17 protein-coding genes and 1 tRNA gene are annotated in these 19,560 nt (G+C 72.8%); 15 read left to right on the top strand and 3 right to left on the bottom strand.

All coding sequences use genetic code 11. The features are described 5' to 3' along the window. Nucleotides 1-104: 104 nt before the first annotated feature. Entirely contained in the window at nt 105-1,643 is a 1,539-nt protein-coding gene (locus IW256_RS10935) for a M20/M25/M40 family metallo-hydrolase (protein WP_197010852.1), read from the top strand. Nucleotides 1,644-1,837: 194 nt separating this feature from the next. On the opposite strand, the gene IW256_RS10940 is transcribed toward IW256_RS10935, so the two are convergent. Beyond that, nucleotides 1,838-2,722 (bottom strand): alpha/beta fold hydrolase, encoded by an 885-nt coding sequence (locus IW256_RS10940; RefSeq protein ID WP_307828838.1) that lies wholly within the window; start codon nt 2,720-2,722, stop codon nt 1,838-1,840. 182 nt (nt 2,723-2,904) lie between these two features. Here IW256_RS10940 and dnaG point away from each other — a divergent pair, with 182 nt between their 5' ends. From dnaG to IW256_RS10955, 3 genes are all read left to right on the top strand, one after another. Further along, complete coding sequence (dnaG, locus tag IW256_RS10945; RefSeq protein ID WP_197010854.1) at nt 2,905-4,800, top strand: DNA primase; 1,896 nt, start codon at nt 2,905-2,907, stop codon at nt 4,798-4,800. 71 nt (nt 4,801-4,871) lie between these two features. Beyond that, the gene (gene rpoD, locus IW256_RS10950; RefSeq protein WP_197016237.1) at nt 4,872-6,017 is read left to right on the top strand and encodes an RNA polymerase sigma factor RpoD; all 1,146 of its coding nucleotides are present in this window, start codon (nt 4,872-4,874) and stop codon (nt 6,015-6,017) included. A gap of 102 nt (nt 6,018-6,119) precedes the next feature. Then, complete coding sequence (locus tag IW256_RS10955; protein WP_197010855.1) at nt 6,120-6,596, top strand: YbjQ family protein; 477 nt, start codon at nt 6,120-6,122, stop codon at nt 6,594-6,596. A gap of 102 nt (nt 6,597-6,698) precedes the next feature. Here the strand turns inward: IW256_RS10955 and IW256_RS10960 are convergent, their stop codons facing one another. Beyond that, nucleotides 6,699-7,949 (bottom strand): molecular chaperone DnaJ, encoded by a 1,251-nt coding sequence (locus IW256_RS10960; RefSeq protein WP_197010856.1) that lies wholly within the window; start codon nt 7,947-7,949, stop codon nt 6,699-6,701. A gap of 177 nt (nt 7,950-8,126) precedes the next feature. Between IW256_RS10960 and IW256_RS10965 the strand changes: the two genes are divergently transcribed. From IW256_RS10965 to IW256_RS11010, 9 genes are all read left to right on the top strand, one after another. Beyond that, nucleotides 8,127-8,702, top strand: coding sequence for a TerD family protein (locus IW256_RS10965; protein WP_197010857.1), 576 nt, complete (start codon nt 8,127-8,129; stop codon nt 8,700-8,702). A gap of 15 nt (nt 8,703-8,717) precedes the next feature. Next, the gene (locus IW256_RS10970; protein ID WP_197010858.1) at nt 8,718-9,296 is read left to right on the top strand and encodes a TerD family protein; all 579 of its coding nucleotides are present in this window, start codon (nt 8,718-8,720) and stop codon (nt 9,294-9,296) included. Nucleotides 9,297-9,330: 34 nt separating this feature from the next. Continuing rightward, entirely contained in the window at nt 9,331-10,464 is a 1,134-nt protein-coding gene (locus tag IW256_RS10975) for a DUF475 domain-containing protein (protein WP_197010859.1), read from the top strand. A gap of 161 nt (nt 10,465-10,625) precedes the next feature. Next, a complete protein-coding gene (locus IW256_RS10980; RefSeq protein WP_197010860.1) occupies nt 10,626-11,204 on the top strand; it encodes a TerD family protein in 579 nt (192 codons plus the stop codon). 36 nt (nt 11,205-11,240) lie between these two features. Beyond that, nucleotides 11,241-12,398: an HpcH/HpaI aldolase/citrate lyase family protein gene (locus IW256_RS10985; protein WP_197010861.1), complete on the top strand. Its 1,158-nt coding sequence runs from the start codon at nt 11,241-11,243 to the stop codon at nt 12,396-12,398. 35 nt (nt 12,399-12,433) lie between these two features. After that, complete coding sequence (locus IW256_RS41020) at nt 12,434-15,022, top strand: phosphoribosyltransferase (protein ID WP_307828839.1); 2,589 nt, start codon at nt 12,434-12,436, stop codon at nt 15,020-15,022. Beyond that, the gene (locus IW256_RS11000) at nt 15,019-15,843 is read left to right on the top strand and encodes an HAD family hydrolase (RefSeq protein ID WP_197010862.1); all 825 of its coding nucleotides are present in this window, start codon (nt 15,019-15,021) and stop codon (nt 15,841-15,843) included. The genes IW256_RS41020 and IW256_RS11000 overlap by 4 nt, the downstream gene beginning before the upstream one ends. Before the next feature lie 70 nt (nt 15,844-15,913). Then, nucleotides 15,914-17,230: an MGH1-like glycoside hydrolase domain-containing protein gene (locus tag IW256_RS11005; protein ID WP_197010863.1), complete on the top strand. Its 1,317-nt coding sequence runs from the start codon at nt 15,914-15,916 to the stop codon at nt 17,228-17,230. A gap of 17 nt (nt 17,231-17,247) precedes the next feature. Next, a complete protein-coding gene (locus tag IW256_RS11010) occupies nt 17,248-17,739 on the top strand; it encodes a hypothetical protein (protein WP_197010864.1) in 492 nt (163 codons plus the stop codon). Nucleotides 17,740-17,741: 2 nt separating this feature from the next. Here the strand turns inward: IW256_RS11010 and IW256_RS11015 are convergent, their stop codons facing one another. Then, the gene (locus tag IW256_RS11015) at nt 17,742-18,023 is read right to left on the bottom strand and encodes a YtxH domain-containing protein (RefSeq protein ID WP_197010865.1); all 282 of its coding nucleotides are present in this window, start codon (nt 18,021-18,023) and stop codon (nt 17,742-17,744) included. A gap of 155 nt (nt 18,024-18,178) precedes the next feature. On the opposite strand from IW256_RS11015, the gene IW256_RS11020 reads away from it, so the two are divergent. Together IW256_RS11020 and IW256_RS11025 are read left to right on the top strand one after the other, a co-directional pair. Further along, nucleotides 18,179-18,251, top strand: a tRNA-Asn gene (locus tag IW256_RS11020). A gap of 316 nt (nt 18,252-18,567) precedes the next feature. Continuing rightward, nucleotides 18,568-19,482, top strand: a complete 915-nt coding sequence (locus IW256_RS11025) for an IS5 family transposase (protein WP_420535401.1) — start codon at nt 18,568-18,570, stop codon at nt 19,480-19,482. Nucleotides 19,483-19,560 lie beyond the last annotated feature (78 nt).

Genomic DNA, 19,560 nt, shown 5'->3' on the forward strand with positions numbered 1-19,560 from the left:
CCCCAGGCCCGCCGGGCGCTCGCCGGGTGCTCCGGCTCCGTCGGTTCTCCCCGAGTCCCTTCACCAGGCACCGTCACCGTCCTGTCAGAAAGCAGGTGCTCCCAGTGACCGACTCTCCACGACCCGTCAGCCGCCGCACGTTCCTCCACCGTTCCACCGGAGCGGGGGCCGCCCTGCTCGCCGGCGGCGTCCTGGCCGGCGGCACGGCCGCCGCCGCGCCGCCCGCGCGCCGGCTCGCGCCCGCCGGGATCGCCCCGGCCGACCTCGATCCGCTCGCCCTGCTGAAGAAGATGCTCGCCTTCGACACCCAGAACCACGGCGAGGGCGGCGTCACCCGCCCGCACGCCGAGATGCTCAAGGCGGTCTGGGACTCGGCGGGCGTCTCCAGCGAGATCATCCCGACCCCCAAGAAGGACAACGTCCACCTCATCGCCCGGATCGAGGGCACCACCTCCGCCGCGCCGCTGCTCCTGCTCGGGCACTCCGACGTCGTCCCCGTGGAACGCGCCAAGTGGTCCGTGGACCCGTTCGGCGGCGTCGTCAGGGACGGTGAGATCTACGGCCGCGGCGCGCTGGACATGAAGGGCGCCAACGCCGCGTTCGTCGCGGGCCTGCTGCGCCACCTGAACGAGGGCGGGCGGTTCGACCGCGACATCATCGTCCTCACCGACTGCGACGAGGAGGCGGGCCCGCACGGCTCCCGCTGGCTGGCCGAGCACCACTGGGACAAGATCGACGCCGGCATGGTCCTCACCGAGGGCGGCTGGTTCCTGGCCCAGAAGGACCGGACGACCCCCATGCTCATCACGGTCACCCGCCAGGACAAGGTCTACTTCAACCTCGACATCGTGGCCGACGGCACCGCCACCCACTCCTCCAAGCCCAACCCCGACTCGGCCATCGCCAGGCTCTCCCGGGCCGTCACCGCCATCGACACCTGGCTGGCCCCCGTCACCCTCACCCCGGTCACCCGCGAGTACTTCTCCGCCCTGGCCGAGGCCACCGAGGACGCCCCGTTCAAGCGCGCGCTGGAGCTCATGCTCGCCGCCCGCTCCCAGCCCGCCCGCGAACGCGCCGCGGCCCTGGTGGTCAAGCGCAGCTCCTACCCGTGGCTGCACCGCGCCCTTCTCCGCACCACCCACGCCTTCGTCATCGAGGACGCGGGATACAAGGAGAACGTCATCCCCTCCACCGCCACCCTGCGCCTCAACTGCCGGGGCGTCCCCGGCGGCCAGCGCCCCCGCGACTTCCTCGCCGGCATCCGCGAACGGCTGGAAGGGCGGGACGTCACCGTCAAGCTCGTCGGCAACGCGGGGGAGAGCGAGGAGGACGCCCTGAAGCGGCTCGACGAGACCTTCTCCAGGCCGCCGTCCAGCATCGACTCGCCCCTCTACACCGCCATCGGCGACGCCGCCGCCAAGACCTACCCCGGCGCCGTCTTCGCCCCCGCCCTGTTCGAGGCGGGCACCAGCCTCTACCCGTGGACCTCCAAGGGCATCCCCGGCTACGGCGTCTACCCGTACGTCCTCGACAACGACCAGCTGATCGGGATGCACGGCAACGACGAGCGGATCGCCGTCGCCGCGCTCAAGCAGGGCACCGACTTCATGTACCGGCTCTTCGACCGCTTCAGGGTGCGGTGACCATCCGCCCGGTCGGCGGGTAGCCCGGCGACCCGGCGACCCGGGCGAGGCGAAGCGGACCGCCGCCACCGCGCCGCCACCGCGCCGCCACCGCGCCGCCACCGCGCCGTCCCGGCGGACGTCCTCGTGCGTCCGCCGGGACGGCGGCACCGTCGGCTCCGGGAGCGTCGGCTCCGGGAGCGATGCGGGCACGCCTATGCCCGGGCACGGGTGTGCCGGAGGATCGCGAGCGCCACCACCTCCCACACCCCGGGCGGCAGCTCCTGCCCCGCCCCGGGCAGGCCGATCAGCTCCGCCCCGGGGATCTCCTTCGCCAGCGCGCCGCCGTTCCCGATCGGGAAGAACGGGTCGTCCTCCCCGTGGATCACCAGCGTCGGGGCCGTGATGGAACCCAGCCGCTCCCGCCACCGGTCACCGCAGTCCAGGGCCGCGAACACGATGGCGGTCTGGTTCGAGCGGTGCGCCATCGCCGGGTCGGCCCCCGCGGGCACGACCGTCCGGTCGAAGATCCGCTCGACGTGGCGCCGGGCCGCGGCCTCGTCGTATCCCGCCGTCCCGGCCAGGTGCCGCCTGTGGGCGACCATGGCCTCGATCACCGACGCGCGGTCGGTCCAGTCGGGCTCCGGCGCCGCCATCATGGCCGCCATCAGCTCCGCGGAGTGCTCGGGCAGGTCCGGGTCGTTGGGCCCCGGGGCGACCGGGCGGGTGGCGGCGAGCGTGAGCGAGGCGACCCGCCGGGGGTGGTCGAGCGCCAGCAGCTGCGCGATCCAGCCGCCCACGCCGAAGCCCGCGACGTGCGCGCGCGGCAGGCCGAACGCCTCCAGCATCCCGGCCGCGTCGGCGACCAGATCGCGCAGGGTGTAGCCCGGCGCGGCCGGGTCGGCCGTGGTGGAGCGCCCGGTGTCGCGCAGGTCGTACCGCAGCACGAAGCGCCCCCCGCCGGCCAGCAGCCCGCACAGTTCCTCCGGCCAGGTCAGCATCGAGTTGCCCACCAGCAGGACGGGGGCGTCCCCGCGTTCTCCGAACGTCTCCGCGCACAGCTCGACCCCGTTCACCGAGAGCAGCACCTCTTCGCCCACGACCACTCCTCGTCCCATGTCGTCCGGCCGTCTTCGAGAGACGTTCGTAGCCAGGACCTTTCCGGATGGGTGGATTTCACCGCGGGTGCAGGTCACCATGTGGTCACGACCCCGGGAACCGGACGGGGCGGGTTGGGAGGCGCGGGCCCGGGATGTCGGGTCGCGCCATTAGACTCGCGGCCGTGGCAGGCCGGATTCGTAATGAGGACATCGCGCTCGTGCGGGAGCGGTCACCCATCGACGACGTGATCGGGGAGTACCTCCAGCTCCGCAACGCCGGCGGCGGCAACCTCAAGGGCCTGTGCCCCTTCCATGACGAGAAGTCGCCCTCGTTCAACGTCACCCCGGCCCGGGGGCTCTTCTACTGCTTCGGCTGCGCGGCCGGCGGCGACGTCATCAAGTTCGTCCAGGAGATCGACCACCTGTCGTTCTCCGAGGCGGTGGAACGGCTCGCGGCGAAGGCCGGCGTCCAGCTGCGGTACGAGGAGGGCGGCCACGGCCCCCGGCAGGACTCGGGGCAGCGGGCCCGGCTGCTGGAGGCGCACCAGGCGGCGGCCGAGTTCTACGCCGGGCGGCTGAACTCCCCCGAGGCCGTCATCGCCCGGCGGTTCCTGTCCGAGCGCGGATTCGAGGCGGCCGACGCCGAGCGGTTCGGCGTGGGGTTCGCCCCGCGCGAGTGGGAGGCGCTGGTCCGGCACCTGCGCGGCCGGGGCTTCGCCGACCGCGAGCTGGTCGCCGGCGGGCTGGCCAAGGAGGGCCGGCGCGGCCCGATGGACCGGTTCCGGGGCCGGCTGATGTGGCCGATCCGCGACCTGAGCGGCAACACGATCGGCTTCGGGGCGCGCCGGCTCTACGACGATGACGACGGCCCCAAGTACCTGAACACCCCCGAGACGCCCCTCTTCCACAAGGGCTCGGTCCTGTACGGCGCCGACCTGGCCAGGCGGGAGATCGCGCAGCGCCGGCAGGCGGTGGTCGTCGAGGGGTACACCGACGTGATGGCCTGTCACCTGTCCGGGGTGCCGACGGCGATCGCCACCTGCGGGACCTCGTTCGGCGACGACCACATCAAGATCCTGCGCCGGCTGCTGATGGACCAGGACGAGTTCCGCGGCGAGGTCATCTTCACCTTCGACGGCGACTCGGCCGGGCAGCGCGCCGCCCTGCGCGCCTTCGCCGACGAGCAGAAGTTCGTCACCCAGACGTTCGTGGCGGTGCAGCCGGACGGGCTGGACCCCTGCGACCTGCGGATCCGGCAGGGCGACGCGGCGGTGCGCGACCTGGTGGCCTCCCGGCTGCCGCTGTTCGAGTTCGCGATCAGGACCGCGATCGAGCAGCACGACCTGGACACCGCCGAGGGCCGGCTGGCCGCGCTGGACGCGGCGGCGCCGGTGGTGGCGGCGATCAAGGACCGGGCGCTGCGGCAGATGTACGCGGTCAGCCTGGACCGCTGGCTCGGCATCCTGGACGAGCAGTTCGTGCTGCGGCGGGTGCGCGAGCTCGCCGCCCGGCGGGTGCCCGGCGCGGCGGCGGGTGCGGCGGCGGGCGCCGCGGCGGCCCGGGCACGGCCGGCCGGCGGCGACGCGCGGCCCGCGTTCGACCCCGCCGATCCCGAGGTGCTCCGCGAGCGCGAGCTGCTGAAGATCGCCGTGCAGCGTCCGGCGCTGCTCGGGCCCGCGTTCGACGAGGTCCCGGCCGGGGCGTTCATCGCCCCGCCGCACGCCGCGCTCCGGTCGGTCATCGCCGAGGCCGGGGGCCTGCCGGCCGCGGGAAGCCCCGGGGAATGGGTGGCCGCGCTGCTGGAACGGGCTCCGGACGACCAGGTCAGGGCACTGATCACGCGGCTCGGAGTTGATCCGATGCACTCCGCGCAGGAAACGGATGACCGATATGCGGGGGAGCTGCTCGCCCGAATCCAGGAGCGCCAGCTCACGCGGTCGATCACGGAGTTGAAATCTAAACTCCAGCGGCTGAATGCGGCCGATCAGGCCGAGCAGTACGCCCGGATGTTCGGCGATCTTGTCGCGCTTGAGCAGCAGAGACGGGTGTTGCGCGAGCGAGGGCTTGGGGCGCAGTAACCCGGATCGGCGCAAAATGGGTCCTGTGATCTTGGGCTCATTTGACGCAGACTGTCCCCGTGGGCCCTTCGGTGCTGCCAAGCGAGGCGCCATCGGTTGACCAGGTGGCGGACCTTGTCGCGCGCGGCAGAGAACGCGGCGGTGTGACCGTCGAGGACGTCGCCGCGGCACTCGATCGCTCCGACTTGCCGGACGACTCGCTCGAGCGGGTCGTCCGGATGCTCGCAGAGCAGGGGGTAGAGGTCCTCGAATCTCAGCAGGAGAGCGAGGACGTCACGCGAGCTGACGAGGGAGACCTCGGCAAGCGGGCGCCGACGAGCGATCTGGTCCGGATCTACCTGCGGGAAATCGGTCGCGTACCGCTTCTCACGGCAGAAGATGAAGTCGAACTAGCGAAATCGATCGAGGCGGGCCTGTTCGCCGAGGAGAAGATGGCGCAGACCGCCATCCTGTCCCCGGTCGAGCGGCTCGACCTCGAACTGCTCGCCCGCGAGGGAGTACGGGCGAAGCAACGCCTGATCGAGGCCAACCTGCGCCTGGTGGTCTCGATCGCCAAACGCTACGTGGGCCGGGGGATGCTGTTCCTCGACCTGATCCAGGAGGGAAATCTCGGACTCATCCGTGCGGTCGAGAAATTCGACTACACCAAGGGGTTCAAGTTCTCGACCTACGCCACCTGGTGGATCCGCCAGGCGATCACCAGGGCGATCGCCGACCAGGCCCGGACCATCCGGATCCCGGTGCACATGGTGGAGACCATCAACAAGCTGGTCCGGGTGCAGCGTCAGATGCACCAGGACCTCGGCCGTGAACCGACCCCCGAGGAGATCGGCCTGGAGATGGGCCTGACGCCCGTCCGGGTCGTGGAGATCCAGCGGATCGCCCAGGAACCGGTGTCACTGCAGTCGCCGATCGGGGAGGAGGACTCCGACCTCGGCGACTTCATCGAGGACGCCGACGCGGTCGTGCCCATCGAGGCGGCGGCGTTCATCCTCCTCCAGGACCAGCTGGAGGACATCCTGGGCACGCTGTCGGACCGGGAGCAGCGCATCATCCAGCTGCGCTTCGGCCTGACCGACGGCCATCCGCGAACGCTGGAAGAGGTCGGCCGGGAGTTCGGAGTGACGCGGGAGCGGATTCGCCAGATCGAGTCGAAGACCCTGGCGAAGCTGCGCCACCCTTCCCGCGCCCAGATGCTCCGGGAGTACCTGGACTGACCGTGCCCGCGGCCCCGGCGTTCCCCCGGTCACGGGGGAACACCGGGGCTCGGCATCGCGCGGGTGGATGTGGCCCGGGCGCGGATGGATTACCGTGGGGCCATGCTGATCGTGACGACTGATGGCCTGCCGGGGCACGAGATCCGGAGCGTGTTCGGGGAGGCGCTGGGAGTGGCCGTCCAGACCGATCAGGCGCGGCCCGCCCCCACCGCGCACTCGTCCAGCAGCGCGACCTTCCGGGTCACCGGCGAGCAGCCCTCCCTGGGACTGGCCGCCGCCCGGCGCGAGGCCGTGGAGCGGCTGGCCGAGGAGGCGCGGCGCAAGGGCGCCAACGCGGTGGTGGGCATGACGTTCGACACCGCCGCCCTGTCCGGAGGCGGGCACGAGGTCTGCGCGTACGGCACCGCGGTGTGGGCCGACCCCGTCCAGGGGGCCGCGCAGGGGCACCCCGCCCCCGCGCCCCAGGCGCACCCCCAGCCGCAGCACGGGCAGATGCCTCCCTACGGCGACCCGCAGCCCGGCGGCCCGCCGATGGCGGCACGCAACCTCACCATCGGCATCCACGACCGCCCCCGCTGAAGCAAGGGGCGGCCCGGACGCGGACCCACGCCCGAGCCTGCCCTTCGCCCGCGCCCGCGCCTATGCCCGCGCCTGCGCCTATGCCCGTACGTGTGCCCGCGCCTATGCCTGCCCGGCGCGTTCGGCGCGGATCCGGGTCACCACGTCGCCCGCGGCCGTCTTGATCGCCTCCAGCTCCTGGAGGTACGACCAGTAGTCGGGGTGGGTGCCCGACAGCCGGCCCGGCGCCCGTTCCAGGCGCTCGACGAGGCCGTCCAGCGCGCGGGCGTGGTGCGGGGCCGCGCCGCCGGGCTGGGCCACGGCCAGCCGCTGGGCGTCCCGCACCGCGAACCGCGCGCTTTCGGCGGGCTTGCCCGGGTCGGCCGCCACCGCGTCCAGCTCGGCCACCCGCCCGGTGACCTGCCCGGCCCTCCGGTCGGCGGCGTTCAGCTCGGTCCGGGCGGCGGTCAGGGCCCGCTGGGCGGGCTTCCACTCGTTGCGCGCGGCGTGCGCGGACGCCTCGGCCAGCCGTTCGCGGGCCCGTTCCACGCCGGCCTCCACCGCCTCGGGCGCGCCCTTGAGATCCTGCCAGCAGGACTGCGAGTAGTTGCGCAGCAGCAGCGTCATCGCCCGCCGGACCGGCTCCGCCCGGCCCGCGACCATCTCCGCGCGGGTACGGACCGACGCCAGCGAGTTGCGGATCCTCTCGCCGAGCCGGGGCAGCTCCTCGGCCGTCTCGCGGGCCACCACCGCGAGCCGGCGGACCTCCTCGGCCTGGTCCATCGCCCCGGCCAGGCCCAGGCCGCCCAGGCCCTGCGAGCCGAGCACCGACAGCGCCTCCCTGGCGCGGGCCAGCTCGGCCTCGGGTTCGGAGGCGTCCATGCCCGCCGCGCGGGCCGCGGCGATCGCGGCGTCGGCGGCGGCCACCGCCTCCCGGGCCGCCGACAGCCGCGGCGGCAGCTGGTCCAGGGCGGCCTCCAGCCGGCTCATCCGCGGCGCGAGCCGCTCGGCGAACCGGCCCAGATCCGCGTCGACCTCGCGCAGCTTGCCGGTGACCGCGGTGAACGCCCGCCGGGCGGTGTCGAACTCGGCAGGGCCCCGGTCACGGTCGTCGTCCAGGTCGTTGGCGTCCAGGACGGAGATGTAGGCGATCGCGGCGGCGTCCGCCCTCTCGCTGAGCGCGGCGAACTCGCGCTGGGCCGGCGCCGCGGCGGCGGCGTCCAGATCGGCGAAGACGGTGACCCGGCCCTGGAGGTACTTCTGGGCCTGGTCCATGTCGTAGAAGGCGGTCGCCGCCGACTCCCTCGCCTCGATCGCCAGGGTCGCGGCCTGCTCCCCCCGGCCACGACGACGCTGATCGCCCGAACCCCGCACCGGCGCCTCCCTTCGCTCCCGGTCCAGTCTCGCGCAGGAGACAGGATGCCTTCACCTGGGATCGGCGGAGAGATTCCTGGAACGGATAGCATCGCTCCAACGTCGGGTATAGGGGACGCTCGCGCCGTCTGCGGGGCGCGCGTGCCCGGACGGCATGGTAGCGATCTTGGAGGCACTGTGGGTGTCAGTCTCAGCAAGGGCGGCAACGTCTCCCTCACCAAGCAGGCGCCGGGGCTGACCGCGGTGACCGTGGGTCTCGGCTGGGACCTGCGCACCACCACCGGCGCCGACTTCGACCTCGACGCCTCCGCGCTGGTGCTGGACGGTTCCGGCAAGATCATCACCGACCAGCACTTCGTGTTCTTCAACAACCTGCGCACCCCCGACGGGGGAGTGGAGCACACCGGTGACAACACCACCGGGGCCGGCGACGGCGACGACGAGCAGATCAAGGTCAACTTCGGTGCGCTGCCGGCCACCGCCGAGCGGGTCGCCTTCGCGGTCTCGATCTACGACGCCGACAACCGCGGCCAGAACTTCGGCCAGGTCCGCAACGCGTTCATCCGCGTGGTGAACCAGGGCGACAACTCCGAGCTGGCCCGCTACGACCTGACCGAGGACGCCTCGACCGAGACGGCGATGGTGTTCGGCGAGCTGTACCGCAACGGCGCGGACTGGAAGTTCCGCGCGGTGGGCCAGGGCTACGCCTCCGGCCTGGCGGGCATCGCGACCGACTTCGGCGTCAACCTCTGAGGCGGGGAGGCAGTCATGGGAGTATCGCTCGCCAAGGGCGGCAACGTCTCGCTCACCAAGGCCGCGCCCAACCTCCGCCAGGTCTCGGTCGGCCTGGGCTGGGACGTGCGGGCCACCACGGGCGCGGACTTCGACCTCGACGCCTCCGCCCTGCTCCTGGGCACCGGCGGTAAGGTGCTCTCCGACCAGCACTTCGTGTTCTTCAACAACCTCAGGAGCCCGGACGGTTCGGTGGAGCACACCGGCGACAACCTGACCGGTGAGGGCGAGGGCGACGACGAGTCCATCAACGTCGACCTCGCGACGGTCCCGGCCGAGTGCGCGCGCATCGTGTTCCCGGTGTCGATCTACGACGCCGACAACCGCGGGCAGAACTTCGGCCAGGTCCGCAACGCGTTCATCCGCATCGTCGACCGGACCGACGGCAACGAGCTGGCCCGGTTCGACCTCACCGAGGACGCCTCGACCGAGACGGCGATGGTGTTCGGGGAGCTGTACCGGCACAACGGAGAATGGAAGTTCCGCGCGGTCGGCCAGGGGTACGCCTCCGGGCTCGCCGGCATCGCCATGGACTTCGGTGTCAACGTCGCTTGATCGCCGCTAGCCCGCTACGAACAGAAAAGTACGCATGATTCTTCGCACCTTCGGCTGGTCCTTCGCCATCACCGCCCTGGGCCTGGTCGCCGCCTTCTTCTATGGCGGGCTCGCCGGGTTCGCGCTGGTGGCCGTGCTGGCCATCCTCGAGATCTCGCTCTCGTTCGACAACGCCGTGGTCAACGCCAAGGTGCTCGACCGGATGAGCCCGTTCTGGCAGAAGATCTTCCTGACCATCGGCATCGCCATCGCGGTCTTCGGCATGCGCCTGGTGTTCCCGCTGCTGATCGTGGTGATCACCGCCGGGCTCGGTCCGATCGAGGCGTTCGACCTCGCGCTGAACGACCCGGACAAGTACCACGCCGCGATGGAGTCGGCCTACCCGACGATCGCCGCGTTCGGCGGGATGTTCCTGATGATGCTGTTCCTCAACTTCGTGTTCGAGGACCACGCGCACAAGTGGCTGCCCTGGCTGGAGCGTCCGCTGGCCCGCATCGGGAAGCTCGAGCAGCTGGCGGTCGTCGTCGCCGGCGGCTCGCTGGCACTGGTCGCCGGGCTGTGGGCGAAGGACCCGGGCGACGTCATGATCGCCGGAGTGCTCGGCATGGTCACCTACATCCTGGTGAACGGGCTGGGCGAGCTGTTCTCCGGGGCGGGCGAGATCGGCGACGACGAGGACGAGGACGGCGAGGACGGGGCCGAGGGCGAGGTCGCGATCCCGGCGCGCAAGGGTCCCAGCGACCTGGCACTGGCCACCGGCAAGGCGGGCTTCTTCCTCTTCCTCTACCTGGAGGTGCTGGACGCCTCGTTCTCCTTCGACGGCGTCATCGGCGCGTTCGCGATCAGCACCGACCCCATCGTGATCGCGCTGGGGCTGGGCATCGGCGCGATGTACATCCGTTCGCTCACGGTCTTCCTGGTGCGCAAGGGGACCCTGCACGAGTACGTCTACCTGGAGCACGGCGCGCACTGGGCCATCGGCGCCCTGGCCACGTGCATGCTGATCAGCATCGCCCACCACGTCCCCGAGTGGATCACCGGCGGGCTCGGCGCCGGCCTGATCATCGCGGCCTTCGCCAGCTCGGTGATCCGCAACCGTTCCACGGGCGAGGGCGACGCGGGGTCCGGAGACGGCGAGGGCAAGCCGCTGCACTCCACGAAGGTCTGAACGCGAAGGTCTGAACACGAAGGTCTGAACGCCGGCTCGTGACCGCGGCCCCCGGGCCGCGGTCCCGGGCCCGGCACCGAAGGACGGTGCCGCCCTGGCGGCCCGCCCGGCACGAAAGCGGGAACCACGGGTCATCGATCGTCTCACCGAAGGAGCTGATGATGTCGATCTCCCTGCAGAAGGGACAGAAGGTCTCGCTGGCCAAGCCCGGCGGCGGCGGGCTCACCCGCGTCAAGATGGGCCTGGGCTGGGACGCCATCGCCAAGAAGGGCCTGTTCGGCCGCTCCAAGGCGCAGTCGATCGATCTGGACGCCTCCTGCCTGATGTTCGACGCCGGCGGCAACCTCGCCGACTCGGTGTGGTTCCGGCAGCTGCGCAGCAAGGACGGCTCGGTGCTGCACACCGGCGACAACCTCACCGGCGAGGGCGAGGGCGACGACGAGGTCATCAACGTCGACCTGGCGTCGGTGCCGGCGAACATCGTCCAGCTGGTGTTCACCGTCAACTCGTTCACCGGCCAGGACTTCTCGCAGATCGCCAACGCGTTCTGCCGGCTGGTGGACGAGACCACCGGGCAGGAGATCGCCCGCTACGACCTGAGCGGCGCGGGACGGCACAACGCCCAGATCATGGCGAAGGTCTCCAGGGACGGGCAGGGCTGGTCGATGACCGCGATCGGCGCCACCGCGGACGGCCGCACGTTCCAGCACCTCCTCCCGACGGTCGCCGCCCACCTGTGAGCGCGGCGCCGAACCGACCGGGAAGAACCGGCTTGCATGCGGCACTTTGACCACGTCGACGCGCTGCACCGCAAGCACCTGTTCTTCCGGCAGCCCCGCGGGTTCGACCGGCACGACCCTCCGGACGTGCTGGCGGTCGCGCTCGGCGCCACGCTCTACAGCCCGGCGATCCGGCCTGGCCTGGCCGGCGACATCGCCAAGGCCGCCCGCCGCGGCGTGACCAGCATGGTGCTGTGCCTGGAGGACGCGGTCGCCGACGGGGATCTGGCGGCGGCCGAGGCCAACCTGGTGGCCCAGCTCGGGCGGCTGGACGACACCGGCCGCGAGCCGCCGCTGCTGTTCGTGCGGGTGCGCACCCCCGAGCAGATCGGCGACCTGATCGTACGGCTGGGCGCCGCCGCCGGGCTGGTCAGCGGATTCGTGCTGCCCAAGTTCACCGCGTCCACCGGTGGAGCGTTCCTGGAGGCGGTGGCCGAGGCCGCCGACCGCACCGGTCTCCGCCTGCTGGCGATGCCGGTGATCGAGAGCCGCCAGGCGGTCTACCGGGAGACCCGTACCGAACTGCTGCAGGACGTGGCGCGGCTGCTGGCCAAGCACCGCGAGCGGGTGCTGGCGGTCCGGATCGGCGCCACCGACATGTCCGCCGCCTACGGGCTGCGCCGCCCGCCCGACCTGACCATCTACGACATCGGCCCGGTCGCCGGGGTGATCTCCGACGTGGTCAACATCCTGGGCCGGGCCGACGGCACCGGGTTCGTGGTCACCGGTCCGGTCTGGGAGTACTTCTCGGCGGGGGAGCGGATGTTCAAGCCGCAGCTGCGGCAGACGCCGTTCGACGCCCTCAGCGCGGCGCCGCTGCGGCAGCGGCTGATCACCTCGGACATGGACGGGCTCATCCGCGAGGTGCACCTGGACAAGGCCAACGGGCTGATGGGCAAGACGGTCATCCACCCCAGCCACGTCGCGGCCGTGCACGCGCTTTCGGTGGTGACCCACGAGGAGTACTGCGACGCCTCCGACATCGTCGGTGAGTCCGGGGGAGGCGCGATGGCCAGTGTCTACGCCAACAAGATGAACGAGGCCAAGCCGCACCGTACCTGGGCCGAGCGGCTGATGCTGCGCGCCCAGGTCTTCGGCGTCGCGGCCGAGGGCGTGACGTTCGTCGAGCTGCTCGACGCGGCGGGCGGCCGGTGAGCGGCCGTGCCGGCGCTCCCTGGACGGGGGAGTGGGTGACGGCCCGCCTGGAAGTCCGGCTCGACGACCGCGAGCGCCCGGTGGGCGCCGGTCTCGCCGACCTGGTCGGCCTGGCCGTCCGGCGGAACCCGCGCCGCGCCCACCTGCTGGTCTCGGCCGTGCTCGGCAAGCACGTCCCGACCGATCCGCGCCTGGTGTACGGGGCGGGGCTGCTGCTCGGCGAGCTCGTCCACGGGCGCCTGACCAGGGAACCGGACCTAGACCCGGACCTAGACCCGGACCTGGACCCGGACTTGGAACCGGCGCCGGAACCGGCGGCCGCCGGGGACGGCGAGGTCCACGATCTGCTGGCCGCCGCCCTGCGCGGGCGTCGGGGCGCCGCGGCGGCGCTGCGCGACCGCCTGGTCGAACGGCGCGCGGCACGCGAGCCGGTGGAGGCGCTGGTGCTCGGCTACGCCGAGACCGCGACGGCGCTGGGTCACTCGGTGGCGGACGCGCTCGGCGGCGCCCGCTACCTGCACTCCACCCGGCGGCCGGTCGAGGGGTTCCGCGCCTCCGGCGGCTTCGAGGAGGAGCACAGCCACGCCACCAGCCACCTGCTCCTGCCCGGCGACCCCGCGTTCTTCGACCGGGACGTCCCGCTGGTGCTGGTGGACGACGAGCTGTCCACCGGCCGCACGGTGATCAACACGGTGCGGGCCCTGCACGCGGCGCGTCCCCGCCGCCACTACGTCGTGGCCGCCCTGGCCGACCTGCGCGGTGAGGAGGACCGCGCCGCGATCGGCGCCTTCGCGGCCGAGCTGGGCGTCCGCCTCGACGTCGTCGCCCTCGCCTCCGGCGGAGTGGCGCTCCCGGCCGGAGTCCTGGAGGCCGGTCAGGCCCTCGTCGCCGGCCTGTCCGGCGGCGGCGCCCCCGCCCCGGAGGACCTCCCGGCGCCGTTCCCCGTGACGCGGGTGGACCCGGGCTGGCCGGACGGGCTGCCCGACGGCGGGCGGCACGGCTTCCTCCCCGAGCACCGCCGGCGCCTGGAGGAGGAGCTGGCGGCGATGGCGGGGCGCGTCGCGGCCGGCCTGGAGGCGACCGGCGCCGTACGGGAGGCGGGCACGGGCGCGCGGATCCTCGTGCTGGGCTTCGAGGAGCTGATGTACGCGCCGCTGCGCCTGGCCGGCGCGCTCGCCGACCTCCTGCCGGACGGCGTGGACGTGCGCTACTCGACCACCACCCGTTCACCGGTCCTGGCGGTGGACGACCCCGGCTACGCCATCCGCACCCGCCTGGCCTTCCCCGCGCACGACGACCCGGCCGACGGGCCGGGCGAGCGCTACGCCTACAACGTCGACCCCGGCGCCGACCCGTCCCGGGCCTTCGACGCGATCGTGCTCGTCGTCGACGACGCCGCCGACACCCCCGCCCTGGCCTCCGGCCTCCTGGACCGGCTGGCGCGCCTCGCCCCGGTCGTGACGGCCGTCCTCCCGTCGTACCGCGGCAGGGCGCCCGAGCCGCTGTACGGCCCCCGTTTCGGCAGCTACCCGGCCGAAGACGTGGCCTGGCTCCTGAAGGACCTGTCGGCCGTGCGCCTGGAGGCGTCCACGGAGGAACGGGAGGCGGCCATCCAGGCGGGCCGGGCGCACTACGCCGAATCCCTCCCGGTCGAGTACCAGCCGAGCCCCGCGTACCAGAAGCTCTTCCACCAGGCCCTCGACGCCTCCGCCGAACGCCTGGCCTACGCGGCCGGCGTCGTCACCGAGATGGTCCTCGCCGAGCGCGGGCCCGGCGCGGTGCTGGTGTCGCTGGCCCGCGCCGGCACCCCCGTCGGCATCCTGCTGCGGCGCTGGGCACGGTTCGCCCACGGGCTCGACCTGCCGCACTACGCCGTCAGCATCGTCCGCGGGCGCGGCATCGACGAGGTGGCGCTCGCCCACCTGGCGGCCCGGCACGATCCGGCGCGGGTGATGTTCGTGGACGGCTGGACGGGCAAGGGCGCCATCGCCCGCGAGCTGACCGCCGCCCTCGGCGCCCACGCCGCCGCGACCGGGCGCCGCTTCCCCGCCGACCTGGCGGTCCTGGCCGACCCGGGACGCTGCACGCCCCTGCACGGCACCCGCGACGACTTCCTGATCCCGTCCGCCTGCCTGAACTCCACCGTCTCCGGCCTGGTCAGCCGTACCGTCCTGAACGCCCGGCTGATCGGCCCCGGCGACTTCCACGGCGCCAAGTTCTACGCCGAGCTGGCCGGCGCCGACGTGTCCGGGGAGTTCCTGGACGCGGTGTGCGCGCGCTTCGGCGACGTCGCCGCACGGGTCGCCAAGGACCTCCCCGGCCTGCTCGCCGCCGACCGGGCGCCCGACTGGTCCGGCTGGGAGGCGGTCCGCCGCGTCGGCCGGGCGCACGGCATCGACGACCTCAACCTGGTCAAGCCGGGCGTCGGGGAGACCACCCGGGTGCTGCTGCGCCGCGTCCCCTGGAAGATCCTCGCCAGGGCCGGCGCCGGCGCCGACCTGGCCCACATCCGGCTGCTGGCCGCCGAACGCGGCGTACCCGTCGTGGAGGTCGCACCGGACGCGATCCCCTACGCCTGCGTGGGCCTGATCCATCCTCGCTTCGGACAGGGGGCCGTGCAGTGAGCGTGCTGGTGTGCTGCGACCTGGACCGCACGCTCATCTACTCCACCGCCGCCCTGGGCCTGGACGGCCCGGACGCGGACCTGCCACGGCTGCTCTGCGTCGAGCTGTACCAGGCCGCGCCCCTCTCGTACGTCACCGAGACCGCCGCGCACGGCCTGGAGGCCCTCGCCTCGGCCGCGACGTTCGTCCCCACGACGACCCGGACGCCCGAGCAGTACGCCCGCGTCCACCTTCTCGACAAGCCGTCCCCGTACGCCATCTGCGCCAACGGCGGGCACATCATGGTGGACGGCGCCGACGACCCCGACTGGTCCTCGGCCGTCCGGGCCCGCGTCGCCGAGACCGCGACCGCCCTGGCGGAGGTCCGCGAGCACCTCGGGCGCGTCAGCGGGGAGTTCGTGCTCAAGCGCCGTACCGCCTCGGACCTCTTCGCCTACACCGTGGTCGACCGGGCCGCCCTGCCCCCGGACTGGGTCGGCGACCTCACCGGCTGGTGCGCCGAACGCGGCTGGCGGACCTCCCTCCAGGGCCGCAAGGTGTACTGCCTTCCCGCGAGCCTCACCAAGGCCGCCGCCGCGGCCGAGGTCGCCCGCCGCACGGGCGCGGGGACCATGCTCGCCGCGGGCGACTCCCTCCTCGACATCGAGCTGCTGGAGGCCGCGGACGCCTCCGTCCGGCCCGCCCACGGCGAGCTGCACGACACCGGATGGACCTCCCCGTCCACCACCGTCACCCGCGCCCGGGGCGTCGCCGCCGGGGAGGAGATCGTCGGCTGGCTGCTGGACCGCGCCGAGCGTTCATTCAGGGTCACAACCGGGTAGACAAGACAAACACCGCGCCATTCGGCGCACCTCCTCACCCGCACCTGTGAACGGGGGTCTGGCCGGGCCCATGACTGCCCGTCTGACCGGCGACGAGACCGCGCTGTGGAACGCCGCGGCCGGGGTCCTCGACGCCAACTGGACCGGATCGGCCACCATCCCCTCGCCCGGCCTCTACCCGCACCAGTGGAGCTGGGACTCGGTCTTCGTCGGCATGGGCCTGGCCCGGCACCGTCGGGACCGCGCCGAACGCGAGCTGCTGTCCCTCTTCCGCGGCCAGTGGGCGGACGGCCTCGTCCCGCACATCGTGTTCAACGGCACGCTGCCCCGGCACGCCTACTTCCCCGGACCCGACCTGTGGCGCAGCGACAAGCAGCCCGGCGCCCCCCACGACGTCCGGACCTCGGGGCTCACCCAGCCCCCGCTGCACGCCCTGGCCGCCCTGCACCTGCACGAATGCGCCACCCCCGCCGAGGCCGAACGCAGCCGCGACTTCCTGGCGCGCCTCTACCCCGCCCTGGTCGAACAGCACCGCTACCTGGCCCGGTGCCGCGACATGGAGGACGGCGGCCTGGTGGCCATCTGCCACCCCTGGGAATCGGGCATGGACAACAGCCCGTGCTGGGACCGGCCCCTGGGTGCCCTCCAGCTCCCTCCCGCCCTCTACGCGCCGCAGCGCATCCCCCAGCCGCTCCCCACGGGCGAGGACTACGACCGCTACGTATGGCTCGTCACCCTCCTGCGGGAGGCGGGCTACCAGCCGGGCTACATGCGCGACGCCCACCCGTTCCTCATCGAGGACCCCCTGGTCAACGCCGCCTACCTCGCCTCCACCCACGCCCTGGCCGAGATCGCCGAGATCATCGGCCGTGACCCCGTACCGCACCGCGAGCGGGCCGGGCACGTCCACCGGGCCCTCCTGGACCGGCTGTGGGACGCCGGCACCGGCTGCTTCCGCGCCCGCGACCTGCGCGACGGCCGCCTGCTCCCGTTCGTCGGCGTCGCCGGGTTCGTTCCCCTCCTCGACCCGGAGCTGCCGGGCACGGTCGTCCGCGACCTGATCGACCTGCTCCTGTCGTCCCGGTTCGCCGGGGCCGCCGGGTACCCGGTCCCCACCTGCGACATCCAGGACCCCGCGTTCGAACGGGGCGGCTACTGGCGCGGCCCCACCTGGATCAACACCAACTGGCTGCTGTGGCGCGGTGCCCTCGGCCACGGCCTCCCCGTGATCGCCGACCTGCTCCGCGGCTCCACCCTCCGCCTGGTCCGCCAGTCGGGGTTCCGCGAGTACTTCGACCCGTTCGACGGCACCGGCCGCGGCAGCCACGACTACAGCTGGTCCGCCGCCCTCGTCCTGGACCTGCTGGCGGCCCGCCGCGCCACCTGATCGTTTACCGTGGTGACATGCGCCTCTCCCGCCGCCCGCCGGCCCCCGTACGCGACAGGCTCACCCTGCGACGGGGCGAGCGCACCCTGGCCACCGCCCCCACCCGGGGCGGCTCGTACGTCGTCGCGACCTCCACGGCCCTGCACCTGCCCACGCCCTCCGGCGAGTTCCTGCGCCTGCCCTGGGAACAGGTCGACCAGGCGTCCTGGAAGGACGGCTGGCTGCACGTCCACGAGACCTCCGGCGGCCCCGAGCACCACGTCCGGCTCACCGAGCCCGGCTCCGTCCCCGAGATCGTCCGGGAGCGCGTCACGGCGACCGTCGTCGTGAGCCAGACCGCCCGGCTGCCGGGCGGCGGCACCGTCCGGATCGCCGGCCGCCGCCCCGTCGACGGGGACGAGGTGCGCTGGTCGTTCGTCTTCGAGGCCGGCCTGGACCCCTCCGACCCGGGCCTGCGAGCCCAGGCCGAACAGCTCCTCGAAGGGCTGCGCCGCCAGACCGGCCTCTGAACCTACGGGTGCGTCGCCTCCCGCCGCGGATCCTCGTACTCCGGAGGCGTCTCCCGGTGCAGCCCCGGAATCCGTTCCCTGAGCTGCTCCGGCGCCCGTTCCCTGGCGGCCCCGGCGAGTTCCTCGCCCTTGGCCCGGATCGCCCCGGCCGCCTCCTGGAAGTTCGGGTTCTCGGCCAGCCGGCGCGACGCCCGCCTCATCTGCTCGTACCGTTCGCGCCCGGCCTTGGTCCCCAGGACGTAGCCGAGAGCCGCACCCGCGACGAACGTGGTGCGGTGCTTCATAGCCGATCAACCCCCTATGCCGCGTATTCGTGCCACCCCACATACCCAGGAACCGCCCTCACAGTCGCGCGCGGTTGATGAGTGCGCGAACACCTCCCGGGATGCGCTAACCTAGACGCGCCGGACGGGGCCAGCGGCCCCGCCGGACGTCCCGATCCCGCGTAGCTCAATCGGCAGAGCAGCCGGCTGTTAACCGGCAGGTTATTGGTTCGAGTCCAATCGCGGGAGCACATCGCCACGCGCGTAGATGCAGGTCAGCCCCGTTCCGAGAGTTCCGGAACGGGGCTTTCTCGTCCGTGCCTGACAACCTGCCTGACTAGGTTCCGGCGGGCCGCCCCGGGAACAGGCGGTCCATCCGCGTGGCACCGACCTCCAGGACCGGCCTCAGCTGGTGCCGGTAGACGGTCTCGGTCACTCTGGTGCTGCTGTGGCCCACTAGGGCGTGTTTCGAAGTGAGGTGAGCGTCGGCGTGTTGTGAGCCGGACGCAGTGAGGTCTCCGGTAGATGGTTCATCGACCAAGAAGAACCTGAAACCGGAGACCTCGTGGCCACCTTAGCGGTGACGAGGCGGTTCGATCTGACCGACGCGCAATGGGCGATCCTGGGGCCGCTGCTGCCCGTTCCCAGGCGGCCGGGTCGACCGTCGAAATGGACCAGACGGCAGCTCATCGACGGGATCCGCTGGCGGGTGCGGACCGGTGCGCCGTGGCGGGACGTTCCCGAGTGCTACGGCTCCTGGCAGGCGGTGTACGGGCTGTTCCGCCGCTGGCAGCGCGACGGTGCCTGGGCGCGGATCCTGGCCGCCCTGCAGACACGGGCGGATGCGGCCGGGCTTATCACCTGGGAGGTCAACGTCGACTCCACGATCATGCGTGCCCACCAGCACGCCGCCGGAGCCCGGCAACGCGGTGACCTGCAGCGCGAGCCACCCGGCGGCGTGGTCACCGAGCCGGGTGATCACTCGCTGGGACGCTCGCGCGGCGGGTTGTCGACCAAGGTGCATCTGGCCTGTGAACAGGGGCAGATGCCGCTGTCGCTGGTGGTGACGGCCGGGCAGTGCGGGGACGCGCCACAGTTCTCAGCCGTGATGGCAGGCATCCGCGTCGCCCGGACCGGGCGGGGACGTCCCCGCACCCGGCCGGATCGGGTACGGGCCGACAAGGCCTACTCGTCCCGGGCGATCCGGGCCCACCTGCGCAGCCGCGGTATCGCGAGCACCATCCCGGTGCCGGCCGACCAGGCCGGGCACCGGTCGCGGCGAGGCAGCCGCGGCGGTCGTCCACCCGCCTTCGACGCGGCCGACTACCGGGGCCGCCATGCCGTGGAGTGCGGCATCAACCGCCTCAAGCGCCACCGGGCCGTGGCCACCAGATACGACAAGCTCTCCGTCCGCTACCAGGCGGTCCTTGAGATCACCGCCATCAACGAATGGCTCCACCTACTTCGAAACACGCCCTAGGCGAGCGATGTCCTCGGACGACATGCCGCTGTCCGACAGCAGCGACACGAAGCTGTGCCGCAGCTCCCGCGGCGTCCA

The sequence above is a fragment of the Actinomadura viridis genome (assembly GCF_015751755.1).
Lineage (GTDB): Bacteria > Actinomycetota > Actinomycetes > Streptosporangiales > Streptosporangiaceae > Spirillospora > Spirillospora viridis.

What these genes read in the sequence shown, in the direction of transcription:
- IW256_RS11005 (WP_197010863.1), top strand. Translation starts at nt 15,914, where the DNA reads ATGACTGCCCGTCTGACCGGCGACGAGACCGCGCTGTGGAACGCCGCG.
- IW256_RS10985 (WP_197010861.1), top strand. Translation starts at nt 11,241, where the DNA reads ATGCGGCACTTTGACCACGTCGACGCGCTGCACCGCAAGCACCTGTTC.
- IW256_RS11015 (WP_197010865.1), bottom strand. Translation starts at nt 18,023, where the DNA reads ATGAAGCACCGCACCACGTTCGTCGCGGGTGCGGCTCTCGGCTACGTC.
- IW256_RS10980 (WP_197010860.1), top strand. Translation starts at nt 10,626, where the DNA reads ATGTCGATCTCCCTGCAGAAGGGACAGAAGGTCTCGCTGGCCAAGCCC.
- IW256_RS11010 (WP_197010864.1), top strand. Translation starts at nt 17,248, where the DNA reads ATGCGCCTCTCCCGCCGCCCGCCGGCCCCCGTACGCGACAGGCTCACC.
- IW256_RS10955 (WP_197010855.1), top strand. Translation starts at nt 6,120, where the DNA reads ATGCTGATCGTGACGACTGATGGCCTGCCGGGGCACGAGATCCGGAGC.
- IW256_RS10970 (WP_197010858.1), top strand. Translation starts at nt 8,718, where the DNA reads ATGGGAGTATCGCTCGCCAAGGGCGGCAACGTCTCGCTCACCAAGGCC.
- IW256_RS10975 (WP_197010859.1), top strand. Translation starts at nt 9,331, where the DNA reads ATGATTCTTCGCACCTTCGGCTGGTCCTTCGCCATCACCGCCCTGGGC.